Here is a 13042-nt window from a genome sequence, read left to right as displayed (position 1 = left end):
CATCCTTTTTTATCCTAATTGTAACGTAAGAGACCCAAAGTAAAAAGAAGCATGACCCGTTTAACGGGCCACGCTTCTTGAACCAATGGCTTATTGGTTATTCTCGCCGCCTTCACCGTACGAAGCGATGAATTCAGACATGGCTTGGAGGTCCTCATCCGAACCTTCCCATTGGCCGGCCGGCATCGTTCCGACACCGTTGACCGCGATTTCCGCGATTTCTTCAGCCGTGTATGCTGTGCCGACGAGACCTGGAGCGGCAGCGCCGCCTTCAAGGTTCTGACCGTGACAGTTCACACAAGACTGGGCCGCGTAAATCTCATAACCTGGCGCAGCCGTATCAATTTCCGGACCCTCACCTGGTACTTGAAGAATCCCTTGCTCGTGGACTTGATCCCAGTGCGTCGTTTGAACCGACTCCCACGTCAAGTAGAAGACCGATAAAATACCGAGAAGCATGAAGCTAATGGCGACCGGACGCTTCGCCGGACGACGTTCGAGCCCTTGGTCAAGCCATGGTGCGATCAAGAGTGCCGTAAAGGCGACCCCTGGCAAGATGACCGTTCCAAGCAAAATCCAATCCCCTGCTGCGAATTGGTACTTGAGCAATTGATACAAGAACAAGAAATACCAGTCCGGTAACGGAATGTAAGACGTGTTCGTTGGATCGGCGATGTTTTGAAGCGGTGGTGCCTCGACGATTGTCAAGGCGATGAACCCGATCAAGAAGACCGAACCGACCATCCACTCTTTCAACAAGAAGTTCGGCCAGAACGCTTCAGTGCGTCCTGGGTATTCAGAATAGTCTTTTGCAATATTTTGTTTCCGATTCGAGATTCCTACTCGAGAGTCGGTTACAAATTTCATCCCTTTACCGCGATGCATATCGTTTCTCCCCCTTTATATCTTCGAATCGGCTTATAGCGGTCCTGAAATCCCTTGTTTACGAATCATCAAGAAGTGGGCTCCGAGGAGTCCGAACAAGGCCGCCGGTAAGAAGAAGACGTGAATGGCGAAGAAGTTCGTGAGCGTCCGTGCGCCGACGATCTCACCACCGGCGAGAAGCGTCTTGGCGATGCCACCGATGACCGGGACACTCTCGGCAATTTGAAGCGTAACTTTCGTCGCGAACAACGCTTTCATATCCCACGGCAACAAGTACCCTGTAAGACCGAGCGCCAAGACGACGAAGAACAAGAGAACACCGACGACCCAGTTGAGCTCGCGCGGTTTCTTATACGATCCGGTAAAGAATACGCGGAGCGTATGTAAGAACAACATGACGATTGCGACCGATGCGCCCCAGTGGTGCATCCCACGAACGATTTGTCCGTGTGCGATCTCGTTTTGTAAATAGTACACCGACGCGTGCGCGTTGATGATGTCTGGTACATAATACATCGTCAAGAACATCCCTGACAGGATTTGAATCACGATCGTGAAGAACGTCAGACCGCCAAAACAATAGACAAATGCTGAAAAGTGATGGGCAGGGTTGACGTGTTCTGGAACTTCATGGTCAGCGATGTCGCGCCATAACGGCGTGATGTCGACGCGTTCATCGACCCAATCATAAATTTTTTGTAACATCGACTATTCCCCCTCTCACAACTGTGCGACTGGACTGCCCAAGTATAGGAAGCCGTCTTTTTCTTCTTTTTCGTAGCGTGCAAGTGGTGATGTCGGAGGCGTACCCGGAATGTTCGTTCCATCTTTCTCATAGCGACCGAAGTGACACGGACAGAAGAACTCTGTCGGTCGAGTCGGGTCTCCACCATATCCTACTTGGCAACCGAGGTGTGTACAAATTGGAGACAAGGCGATGACTTCGCCGCTCTCATCTTTAAATACCCACGCCGAAAGCGTTTCTTCAAATTCATACCAAGCATCTTGCGTTTGTTTCTTAAAGTCGACACGTTGCGGCTCAGTCGTGATGTCGTCGAGACTGATGACTTTTACTTTATCGCCCGCATCCGATTTTTTCAAGACCGGATCGATCGCAAAGTTGACCATCGGACTGATCAATGTTGCCGCCATAAAGCCACCTACACCAGTCAACGTATACGTTAAGAACTGACGGCGTGTGACTTTTGACCCATTTTGAGCCATTTCGTTCCCCCCTCATTCGTGTGCATAACCCCATAATTCTTTATGCATTCTTCACAAAAATTTCTCACTCAACAAAATAGTATATCAATAAAACCTCTACGTCAACCGCTTCATGTCGCCATCCAACGGCTCGAAAGCTCAGTAATGACTTGCGTCGCAAAATTTTGAACCATCGTGTGCGACTGCTCGCCGGACATGCCTTTTAACGCAAGCGGCGGAACAAAAATAATCGGCAGTTCAGACCCTTTAAAACGCAAATCCGAGGAGATGAACAACACGTGGGAAAACCCAGAGGCCATTGCTTTCATGTGTACCGCTTCTGCCGTCGCACGGCCAGCATCCACATCGACGTAACTGAGCGTCGGACTGAGCATCGTCCGTCCCGACAGCTGCCGTTCGGTCTCGAGTGCGACCGCCTGAATGACTTCGTTGCCTTCGGCTTTACGTACGATGTCCTCATCAAACGCCAGTTCGACGAGTGGGACGACGAGCGTATCGACGTATTGGCGTTCTGTCAGCGACTTCATCGCGTCTATGCCATCGAACCTCATCTTCCTCCTCCTCTCCTCTAGACATACATCATCATGTCCATTGTAGCGCACCTACAAACGTTCCCTATGCGAAACTTATGAACGAAATGTGAAATTATTGTGTATTCCTACGTCATTAATATACCAAAAAACAAGCGCTGACCATAACGGAAGCGCTTGTTTTTATTAAAATAATTTTGAGGCCCGCACTTGATGCAGTTGGCTCGTCAAATTCCGGAACAATTTCTCGTCGCGCCGGTCGAGCGCCTTGTCGATTTCGACGAGCAGACGTTCTTCCTCGAACTGGGCGACCGAGGCACGGATGACCGTTTGAGCGGACGTCGTCACTTCATCCTTCAGTTCAGCGACGGGCTCGAACGGATTCAATTCAACGATATCGATCCACATCTCGTCGATCATCATTCCTTGGAAGTTGAGCTCCACGTAGATTGCTCCATCGTGGAGCCGGATGTCGTGATACGCCTTCTCAGGATTGACCGTGATGAGGTCACCCCGGCGATAGCGGAACGGTTCCCCGTCAAAGCCGTACGCCGTCATGATCAGGCTACGCGGTGAGACCGAGGCGTTCGTGACGAAATGAACGTTCCCGAGTTTTTCTGGATGTCTGAGCCAGTAGTCGATAATCCATTTGGCCTCTCGTTTACGAAGCGTATGATGAGCGAGGAATCGCTTTAAGAACATCTTTTTCCGCTCGACCATATGACCCCATCTCCTTTGTATCGATTAATCGTGGTCCGTCAACCGTTCGAGCCGCTCCTCAAGAGCTTGGCGATCGTCGACGTCGACGGTGAGCGCAAGCGTTTGCTCGAGCACTCGTTGCGCTTCGGCACGCTGTCCTTCTTCTATCAATAGTGTAGCCCATTCGATGGCAAATGACACGTCCTCTTTATAAACTTGCTCAATCGACCGATATAACGTGACGGCTTGATCGTACGCTTCGAGTTCATAGGCCGCTTTCGCTTTATACCAGGTCATAAGCGGGGACGTCGAATGCTCTTCGAGCGTGTCGATCGTCTCAAGGACGGCCTCCATATCGCCGGACTCGAATAAGACGGACAAGAGGAGTTCGGTCGCCTGGAGCGATTCCGGGTTCAGCGCGAGCGCCTCCCGGAGTTCCGCGACCGCCTCGTCCGTTCGGCCCTGCTTCAAGAACAGCTTCGCCTTCACCGTCCGCAACTCGTCGTTGTAGTCGTCACGGTCGATTCCCTGATCGATGACGACGAGTGCCTCATCGAGACGGCCAAGCGCATCGAGCGCCTCCGTATAAGGAAGATAGAGCGACGTGAAGTCAGGGTCCATCGCCTGGAGCGACTCGAACTGTTTCACAGCGATTTCGTCGCGGCCGATGCGGTGAGCGGTCATCGCGTGACCGAACACGGTATTCAAGTTGCGGTCGTCCGCCTTCTCATACTCGTCGAGCGCTTCTTCGAACGAGCCGATCATCGTGAGCGCCTCGGCGTAGTCCGCTTGATAGTCGAGTTCTTCCGGCAAACGCAAGTGTGGCAGACGAGCATAGAGTGGGACGGCCTGTTCGAACGAACCGATTGACGCATACAGTTCGGCTAGACCATAGATGAGAAGCGGTTCGTCAGGATTCGTTTCAAGCGCCTCCATCAGTTTCTTGACGGCGACCTCGTCCAAGCCTTGCGATTGATACAAATCTGCGAGCAAGACGAGACTGCGCATATGCGCTTCTTTATCCGTCGTGTCAATCTTTTCAAGGACGGCAATCGCTTCTTCTTCACGGTCACTATCCAAGTATGCCTCGGCGAGCGACAAGGCGACATGCGGATTGCCCGCGTAATCGACATACAGCGCCGCGAGCACGTTCACGGCACGATCGGCAAGCCCGAGTTCGAGGTAGATGTCGGCGATCGCCAAACGGTCCTCGTCCGACCCGTCCTTCTCGAGCGACTCAAGATGCATGAGCGCATGCTCGGTCTCGCCCTTCTCGAGCATTTCGATGATATGGTTCAATTCTATTTCGTCTAACATGGTTATAGTTCCTCCTACCGACTACTCGTATTGACGTTATTCTATCTCACGTCCGAGGCGTTGTAAATCGTCACGGAATCGTGGGTAACTCACATCCGCCGCCTCGACATGTTCAATCGTCACACGTTCGGTCGTCAATAAGTCCGCGATTTGAAGCATCATCGCGAGTCGATGATCCCCGTGCGAAGACACATGTCCCCCGTGAAGACGGCTCGGAAAGACGTCGAACCCGTCCTCGGTTTCGCGTATATCGACACCGAGCGCGGAAAGTTCTTGCACGACAGTCTGAATCCGATCCGTCTCTTTGACACGGAGTTCGCTCGCGTCCCGGACAGATGACGGACTCGTCGCTTGTGAGGCGACGAGCGCAAACAACGGCAACTCATCGATTTGGTGCGGGATTGCGTCCCCATCCAACCGAATGCCTTGGAGCGTACTCGTCGACACGGTCACGTCACCGACCGATTCTTCCCCGAGCGTATGGACGTTCGTCACTTCAATCTTCGCCCCCATCCGTTCGAGCGTGCGCAAGAAACCGATTCGTGTCTCGTTCAAACAGACATCGGTCGTCGTGAGGCAACTGTTCGGTACGAGCGCCGCACCGGCCCACCAAAAGGCGGCCGAAGAAGGATCGGCCGGAACGGCCACGTTCGCAGCTTCAAGAACTGACGGCGACAACCGGATTGTCCTGATCCCTTCGTCAGAAGTGATTTCAATCTGTCCTTTAAAGAGCGGTAGCATACGTTCGGTATGGTCCCTTGACAAGACCGGTTCGCGGACAATCGTCGGGCTGTCCGCGCGCAGTCCGGCGAGCAAGACGGCTGATTTCACTTGTGCACTCGCAACGGGCAACGTGTAATCGATGCCTGAAAGTGACCGTCCGTAGATATGGAGCGGGGCGAAATCTCCGTCGAGAGCGGCACCCATTTGCCGGAGCGGGTCCGTCACCCGACGCATCGGACGTTTTGAGAGCGAGGCGTCCCCGGTAAGCGTGAACTCCCCATCATATCCAGCGAGAAGCCCGGTCATGAGACGCATCGTCGTGCCCGAGTTCCCGCAATCGAGTTCGGCCGACGTGAGCGTCTTTGCTCCCGTGATGAGAAGATGGTCAGGCGCTTCAACGACGACGGCACCTAACCGTCGAATCGCCTCGAGCGTCGAACGACAATCCTCACCGAGGAGCGGATTGTAAATCGTGGTCTCCCCGGTCGCTACAGCCCCGAACAAGAGAGCCCGATGCGTGATTGACTTATCACTCGGCACGCGTATGAATCCATTCAATCCCATATTAAAACCACCCTTTCATCTGATGGAACGCTTCCTTGAGCCGTTCTGCCGTGACGCTTTCTACGGTCACTTCATCGCCAAGCAGGACGAAACGGATGTGACCATCCCGATTCTTTTTATCACGTCCCATGCTTGCGAGGTACGTGTCAAACGATTGCCATTTGACCGCTGTGATCCTGTTCTGCTTCATGAACGAAGCGAGGGCTCTGGCCCGCACTTCGTCGCCGGAAACGAGGAAAGCGTACACCATGCCGTAGAGAATCGCTTCCCCGTGCGACAATCGGTACGCTTCGGTCGATTCCAATGCATGGCCGAACGTATGGCCGAAATTCAGCCACGCCCGCACGCCTTGCTCGCGTTCATCGGCCTCGACGACCAATCGCTTCACTTCGATTCCACGCGCGAGCCATTCTTCCCAATCGAGTGGTCCTTCGGCCAAAGCATTGAACAACTCCACCTCGAACGAGTGACCGAGGACGTAACGTGACAGATAGGCATGTTTAATCAATTCGCCGAGCCCGCTCAAGACGTCTCGCGTGGACAATGTTTCGAGACGGTCGACATTGTAATGGACGCCGGCCGGTTGATAGAACGCACCAATCGCGTTTTTCGCGAGCGGATGGTTGACCGCGACTTTCCCACCGACGGCCGAGTCATGGGCAAGGACCGTCGTCGGTACTTGTATGTAACGCACACCGCGCATATAGACACTCGCTAAAAAGCCAGCCAAATCTCCGACCATGCCGCCACCGAACGCCACGACGAGCGTATCCCGGTCACAACTGGCCGTCAACCCGTCTGTCACGAGTCGTTCGATTGTCTCGAGCGACTTCGAGCCATCCCCGGGGCGAACGACCGACCAGACGATTGCGTCATGTTTGCACGCGAGCCGGTCCCGGAACGTATTTCCGTGTAGCCGGTCGACCGTCTCATCCGTGATGACCCAAACGGTTGAACAGGTGAAGTACGGGACACGATCGAGCCAGGTATCATCCCGCTCGATCGTGACCTCATAGGGAGTCGAGGCGTTCACCTGGAGCGTCACCACGTGCGAATCTCTTCCCGGTACGAAGCGACACGAGACTGGATGCGGGTGACCGTATCATGCCCGAACGTTTCGCACAGCTCACGGGCGAGCTCGAAGGCGATGACCGCTTCGACAACGAGCGAGGCGGCCGGCACGGCACAAGCGTCGCTGCGCTCGATTTGCGCGAGAAATGATTCTTTCGTATCGATATCGACCGATTGGAGCGGTTTGTAGAGCGTCGGAATCGGTTTCATCACAGCCGTACAGACGATTGGCATGCCTGTCGTCATCCCGCCTTCGAAACCGCCGAGATGGTTGCTCAGTCGTGTATAGCCGTCCGGACCATAAGCGATCGGGTCCATCACTTCAGAACCTGGCCGATACGCCATGTCAAACCCGTCGCCAAACGCGACGCCTTTAATGGCGTTGACACTCATGACGGCGCGGGCGATGGCCGCATCAAGTTTCCGGTCGTATTGGACGTACGACCCGAGGCCTGGGATGACGCCATGCACTTCGGTACAGACGACACCTCCGAGCGAATCACCGGCGGCTTTCGCCTCGTCGATTCGACCCATCATCGCCTGACCGGCCGCCTCGTCGAGCGTCCGGACCGGCGACGCCTCGATCGTGGCGCGCATCGTGTCGAGCGACTCGTATGACACCTCGGCTGTGACACCACCGATGACTTTCACATAGCTGACGAGCGAAATGCCGACCGAAGCGAGCAGTTGTTTGCTAAGTGCGCCGACGGCGACCCTGGCGGCCGTCTCCCGAGCGCTCGAGCGCTCGAGCACGTCACGAAGGTCACGATGGTCGTACTTCAAGCCGCCAACGAGGTCCGCATGTCCCGGTCGTGGTCGGACGACACGGCGTTTGATTTCCACGTCCGCATCGATCGGTTCGGCCTGCATCACGTTCCGCCAATGGGTATGGTCCTTGTTCTCGATCCAAAACGACACAGGGGCCCCTGTCGTCACCCCATGACGAATGCCGGCTCTTACCTCGATTCGGTCTGATTCGATTTGCATACGACGTCCTCGTCCGTAACCGGATTGCCGTTTGGCAAGCTCTTCATTGATTGCTTGGACGTCGACTTCAAGTCCCGCCGGCACACCTTCGATGATGATTGAAAGCCCAGGGCCGTGCGATTCTCCTGCCGTCAAATAACGCATCTACGCCACCTCACTCTTCAAATTTTTCGTAAAAGAAACTTTGTTTCATCTTGTAACCGTACCGTTTCGGTTGAAAGATTTGCTCCGTCCCCCCAACGAAGAGAATCCCGCCTGGCCGAAGTGAGCGATGGAACGATTTATATACCTTCTCTTTCGCTTCCTCGGTGAAATAAATCAAGACGTTACGGCAGACAATCAAATCAAAATTCCGCTCGTACACATCTGCCAACAAGTTATGTTTTTTAAACGTCACCAATTTTTTGATGTCTTCCGTGATGTAATAGTCGTCACCGCGGCGGGTGAAATAACGCTGCCGAAAATCAGGGGGCAAGTCAACGAGCGCCCGCTCATGGTACTTGCCTTGCTTCGCTTTTTCGATCACCACGTCATCTAGGTCCGTCGCCGTGATTGTGAACTGGGCAGGTGACAAATGTTTCGATAACAGCATCGCCAATGAATACGGCTCTTCTCCAGTTGAACAGGCCGCGCTCCACACACGCAATTTGCCTTGGCTCTTTCGGATGAGTTCAGGTAAGATGTCTGTCTCCAACTGTTGCCATCGGACCGGGTTTCGATAAAATTCGCTTACGTTGATCGTCATGCGATCTAAAAATTCATCGTATAACCCACGATCCGCTTCCATCGCTTTAAAATACTCGATAAAAGTGGCATACCCTTTCTTCTCACGAAGCGCGATCATGCGACGCTTCATTTGAGCCTCTTTATATAAATTCAAGTCGATTCCCGACTTCAAATAAAACTTTTTTACGAAGATGGCATAATCATTTATCACCAGTTTCAACCTCAATTCTTTCTCTTCTCCTAGATCATGTCGTGCCAAAACGTGCGAAAGCGCTTAAATCCCAATACAAAAAGGGACAGGAGGCCCCCGTCCCTTTTATCGTCATCAAACGTGTGATGCTTCAGTGGCGAACCAAAGTGACAATTCACGCTCTGCGCTCTCCACGCTGTCTGAACCATGGATGACGTTTTGTGACATCGTCGAGGCCAAGTCGCCACGAATCGTTCCAGGTTGCGCATCGAGCGGATTCGTCTTCCCGATCATCAATCGAGAGACGGCGACGATGTTCTCGCCTTCCCACTCCATCGCCACAACAGGACCAGACGTTAAAAAGTCGACCAGCTCTCCAAAGAACGGCTTTTCTTTATGTTCCGCGTAATGCGATTGTGCGACTTCTACTGACGGTGTCAATAATTCGAGACGATTCAACGTATAGCCTTTATGTTCGAAGCGCGAAATGATTTCCCCAATCAATCCACGTTTCACACCATCCGGTTTCACCATTAAAAATGTTTTTTCCATTCCCCTAATCCCCCTAAATCAATATGTGTACCATGTACGTTATTAGTTTACACGGTCACCGTCATTATTGAAAGGGTTTACAAGGTCCTAATTACCATTTTCGTTTCCCGATATATTCCGCAATCTCGATCAGCGAACGTTTGTCTGGCACGTCCGGTAACCCGTCGAGACGTCGGATCGCTCGGTTCACATAACGGTCAATCGTCCGTTGACTTCGCTCGAGCGTCCCGTTACGCTGCACTTCACGAACGAGCGTGTGCGTCAAGGAAGAGTCAGACGAGTGACTGACTTGTTGCAACCGGTCAAAGAAGTCCGGATTTTCCGCGGAATAGAAGAGCGGTAACGTCTTATGACCATGTTTCAGATCTTCTCCTACCGGTTTCCCCAGTTGAAAACTCTTCGCTGTGAAATCGAGCAAGTCGTCCGTCATTTGAAACGCCATCCCGATATCATAGCCGAACAATCGCAACTGTTTGACGACGTCAGGTGATGCTCCCGAGACGACAGCACCAGCCGCACAACTCGTCTCAATCAACAGTGCCGTCTTGCGGGCGATTCGGTCGAGGTATCGTTTCGGGGATTGACCCCAATCGTATTGGTCTTGGATTTGATTGATTTCCCCGACACAGATGAGTTCCATTGTGTCAGCCATGATTTGCATCACGTCTGGAGAGTCAATCTCAGAGACGAGCCGAATCGCTTCACCGAACAACGTATTGCCCGTATACATCGCGACCCGCTCATCGTAACGTTCCATGACGGTCGGTTTGCCGCGTCGTAGTTTGGCGTCATCGATGACGTCGTCATGGACAAGCGAGGCCATGTGAATCAGTTCTAGACTCGCCGCCACTTTCGTCAATCGAATATCTTTCGTTTGTCCGAATCCGGCGCTGAGCAGGACGAACGCCGGACGAATCCGTTTCCCGCCTGCGTCTAAAAGTTGTTTCGAAGCCGCCTCGATGACCGGATGATCGGTTTGGACTCGCGTCGACAAGAACCGGTCGATGTGTTCAATCTCTCGGTTCATGTGGCGATAAAGTCGCTTCAAAGACATCGGTCACCACTTCTTTCCTAAGTGCATGGCACACGCACCGCCGGAGAACGTCTTCACTTCGACTTGTTCGAACCCTGCCGTCTCAAACATCCGTTTTAGCGTCAACCGGTCCGGGAATTGATCAGTCGATTCTTGAAGCCACTTATATTGATCATACGAGCCGGCAAACACTTTGCCGAACAACGGCATGACCGACCCGAAATAAAACCGATATAGCTCGCTGAAGAGCGGTGCCGTCGGTTGGCTCGTCTCGAGACAGACGACCGTACCACCCGGTTTCAACACACGATGCATCTCACGGAGCACCGTCATGTAATCGGGCACGTTGCGGAGACCAAAACCAATTGTCACATAATCGAACGAGTGGTCGCCGAACGGCAATGCCATCGCATTCCCATGGATGAGTTCAATTGTTGGATGTGCCTCCACTTTTTCTTGTCCGACCGCGAGCATGTTCTCGGAAAAATCGAGACCTTTGACGACGCCGGTGTTCCCGGCCGCCTCGGCGAGTTGGATTGTCCAGTCAGCCGTCCCACAACAGACGTCGAGACATTTAGCCCCCGGGAACACTTGCATGCGACGCATCGTCGCTTTGCGCCACCATTTATGCAAACGGAAGCTGATGATCGAGTTCATCGTATCGTAGCTCGGTGAGATTGATTGAAACACGTCATATACTTTTTGCTCTTTTTCTTTCGGTTGCAATACGTAACATCCTTTCCGTTCTAAGCGACAGCGTGCGCCAGGAGCGTCGATAGCTGTTCTCGTTGTTCTTGGCGAAGTTCCGCCGCCTTTCGTTCGATGATCGTTTTTCCGTAAGCGGTCAAGTAAGCCTGACCGATCACTTCAGAAAACGTTTTGATCAATCCGAAGTTCGCTTCCATCCACGTCGTGACAGGCACGTCCGTATCTAACGCGAGCGTACACTTCGCCCCGTTGACGAGCTGGACCGTCCGGCCGAAGCGACTGCTATAGTCTGCAGGAAATAGGGCCAGAATTTTATAAAATTGAGCCGAGGCATAATCGCCGGCGAGCACTTTCAGTTGCCGTTCGAGCGATCCGTTCGGGCTATCCTTTACTTGATCGTGCAGTTCGAGCGCTTGGTGCGCAAAATACGTCGCAAGCACGAGCTGACGTTGTTGATTCGATTCGATTTCAATCATCTCGACCATCCAACGAAGTAAAGGCATGTCGACTGCGGGTACAATCTCGTGTCTCGTCAAATACGGATGGGTCATGCGTTCTTCGATTTGACGAGCAAGGTCGGTGACAACGGTTTCGTATGTCATCTGTTCCATGCTATCCCCCCTCGTCCTCTTCGTTGTCATTCTGACATAGTATAGCACATTTTTGTCACATTCACGCCATGTGAACTCGCTTTGAGGCACAAAAAAGCCGCCTTTCGGCGACTTATGTATTGCACATTATTTGACCGCATCTTTGAGCGCTTTACCTGCTTTGAAGGCAGGAACTTTGCTCGCCGGGATTTCGATATCTTCTTTTGTACGTGGGTTACGGCCTTTACGGGCAGCACGTTCACGAACTTCAAAAGTACCAAAACCGATCAATTGAATTTTATCACCGTTTTGGAGTGCTTCAGTGATAGATTCGAATGTAGCTTCTACAACTTGTGTAGCTTCTTTTTTCGAAACGTTTGCTTTCTCCGCAACTGCTTGGATCAATTCAGTTTTGTTCATCACGATTCACCTCCTCTCACAGGGAGTTTACGGGATTAATCATATCGTACAAACGTTGATATGACAACATTTTTTAAGTGAAAAGCCTATATTCGACCGGTTCTGACAATCAGTTGTTTAAAAACTCGACCTCACCTTGTTCATTAATCGTGTACCCTTGCGAATAAGCAGGGGCGAACGGGGAGTCATTATAAAGCAAATACCGAATGTCTTCCCCGACTTTTGGCTCTACATCCGTGTTCTCAAGGGCGGCTTCAAGGTCGGTCCGGTAATCGACAAATAATTGTCCGCTCCCATCGACATAGATCGGCAACTCGGTTTCGGTGTATGGACTCGGGACCGTCGGCTCTTCTGAGACGAAGATGAGGTCATAGTCGATTGTGAACTGATTTTTGCCGACCGAGCCGTCAAACGGGAATTTCCCTTCTTTGGCCCGGAAAGCGTTGATGTTCGTCTGTAACGTTTGCAACCGTTCGGTCACGCGCAAATCAATGAGCTTGACAGTCGGTTCGGTCTCAGCATCCACAAGGACGTATAAAAACAGTCCGCCCCCTTCGAAACTGTTCGCCGGAGGATCGGCCAAATAACCAGGCACGAGACGGGCGAACTCGATTGGATAGCGCTCCATCAGAGGCGTTTCAGCCGGTTTCGTTTTGATTGGTAAAACACCGGTCGTCTCTTTGAACGAGTCGACAGCCGTCTGGACCGATTTCAATTGATCTTCATACGGGACGTTATCGACCCGGTTCGAGTCCGGGAACATACATCCACTGAGCACGGTCGCCGCCAAAAGACTAGCGACCAACAAAATCCGTTTCACGTG

16 protein-coding genes are annotated in these 13042 nt (G+C 52.5%); all 16 read right to left on the bottom strand.

Annotated elements, in window-relative coordinates:
• Nucleotides 1-90 precede the first annotated feature (90 nt).
• The 16 genes from EVJ33_RS02325 to EVJ33_RS02250 all read right to left on the bottom strand — a co-directional run bounded on the left by EVJ33_RS02325 (nt 91) and on the right by EVJ33_RS02250 (nt 13039).
• Nucleotides 91-885: a menaquinol-cytochrome c reductase cytochrome b/c subunit gene (locus tag EVJ33_RS02325; RefSeq protein ID WP_131434061.1), complete on the bottom strand. Its 795-nt coding sequence runs from the start codon at nt 883-885 to the stop codon at nt 91-93.
• Nucleotides 886-918: 33 nt separating this feature from the next.
• Nucleotides 919-1590, bottom strand: a complete 672-nt coding sequence (gene qcrB / locus EVJ33_RS02320; protein WP_021067209.1) for a menaquinol-cytochrome c reductase cytochrome b subunit — start codon at nt 1588-1590, stop codon at nt 919-921.
• A gap of 15 nt (nt 1591-1605) precedes the next feature.
• A complete protein-coding gene (locus EVJ33_RS02315; protein WP_131434059.1) occupies nt 1606-2109 on the bottom strand; it encodes a QcrA and Rieske domain-containing protein in 504 nt (167 codons plus the stop codon).
• Nucleotides 2110-2219: 110 nt separating this feature from the next.
• Nucleotides 2220-2660 (bottom strand): DUF2487 family protein, encoded by a 441-nt coding sequence (locus EVJ33_RS02310; protein ID WP_201739653.1) that lies wholly within the window; start codon nt 2658-2660, stop codon nt 2220-2222.
• Between the two features lie 165 nt (nt 2661-2825).
• Nucleotides 2826-3359: a ReoY family proteolytic degradation factor gene (locus EVJ33_RS02305; RefSeq protein WP_034777333.1), complete on the bottom strand. Its 534-nt coding sequence runs from the start codon at nt 3357-3359 to the stop codon at nt 2826-2828.
• 24 nt (nt 3360-3383) lie between these two features.
• Entirely contained in the window at nt 3384-4655 is a 1272-nt protein-coding gene (locus tag EVJ33_RS02300; RefSeq protein ID WP_131434057.1) for a tetratricopeptide repeat protein, read from the bottom strand.
• A 36-nt stretch (nt 4656-4691) separates the two neighbouring features.
• Complete coding sequence (gene aroA / locus EVJ33_RS02295) at nt 4692-5942, bottom strand: 3-phosphoshikimate 1-carboxyvinyltransferase (protein ID WP_131434055.1); 1251 nt, start codon at nt 5940-5942, stop codon at nt 4692-4694.
• 1 nt (nt 5943) lies between these two features.
• Nucleotides 5944-6990, bottom strand: a complete 1047-nt coding sequence (locus EVJ33_RS02290; RefSeq protein WP_131434053.1) for a 3-dehydroquinate synthase — start codon at nt 6988-6990, stop codon at nt 5944-5946.
• The gene (aroC, locus tag EVJ33_RS02285) at nt 6984-8144 is read right to left on the bottom strand and encodes a chorismate synthase (RefSeq protein WP_131434051.1); all 1161 of its coding nucleotides are present in this window, start codon (nt 8142-8144) and stop codon (nt 6984-6986) included. The genes EVJ33_RS02290 and aroC overlap by 7 nt, the downstream gene beginning before the upstream one ends.
• A 10-nt stretch (nt 8145-8154) precedes the next feature.
• Complete coding sequence (locus EVJ33_RS02280) at nt 8155-8934, bottom strand: CheR family methyltransferase (protein ID WP_034779832.1); 780 nt, start codon at nt 8932-8934, stop codon at nt 8155-8157.
• A 117-nt stretch (nt 8935-9051) separates the two neighbouring features.
• Nucleotides 9052-9468 (bottom strand): nucleoside-diphosphate kinase, encoded by a 417-nt coding sequence (ndk, locus tag EVJ33_RS02275; protein ID WP_114165613.1) that lies wholly within the window; start codon nt 9466-9468, stop codon nt 9052-9054.
• A 91-nt stretch (nt 9469-9559) separates the two neighbouring features.
• Nucleotides 9560-10522 carry a polyprenyl synthetase family protein gene (locus EVJ33_RS02270; RefSeq protein ID WP_131434049.1) on the bottom strand — a complete coding sequence of 321 codons (963 nt, stop codon included), beginning with the start codon at nt 10520-10522 and terminating at the stop codon, nt 9560-9562.
• Nucleotides 10523-10525: 3 nt separating this feature from the next.
• Entirely contained in the window at nt 10526-11227 is a 702-nt protein-coding gene (locus EVJ33_RS02265) for a demethylmenaquinone methyltransferase (RefSeq protein WP_131434047.1), read from the bottom strand.
• A gap of 20 nt (nt 11228-11247) precedes the next feature.
• A complete protein-coding gene (locus tag EVJ33_RS02260) occupies nt 11248-11820 on the bottom strand; it encodes a heptaprenyl diphosphate synthase component 1 (protein WP_131434045.1) in 573 nt (190 codons plus the stop codon).
• A gap of 126 nt (nt 11821-11946) precedes the next feature.
• Nucleotides 11947-12219 (bottom strand): HU family DNA-binding protein, encoded by a 273-nt coding sequence (locus EVJ33_RS02255; protein ID WP_021067196.1) that lies wholly within the window; start codon nt 12217-12219, stop codon nt 11947-11949.
• Nucleotides 12220-12328: 109 nt separating this feature from the next.
• Nucleotides 12329-13039: a hypothetical protein gene (locus EVJ33_RS02250; RefSeq protein WP_131434043.1), complete on the bottom strand. Its 711-nt coding sequence runs from the start codon at nt 13037-13039 to the stop codon at nt 12329-12331.
• Nucleotides 13040-13042 lie beyond the last annotated feature (3 nt).

It is taken from the genome of Exiguobacterium sp. SL-10 (genome assembly GCF_004337025.1).
Lineage (GTDB): Bacteria > Bacillota > Bacilli > Exiguobacteriales > Exiguobacteriaceae > Exiguobacterium.
The sequence above is the reverse complement of the archived record's forward strand: the minus strand, read 5'-3'. Positions and strand labels throughout refer to the sequence as shown.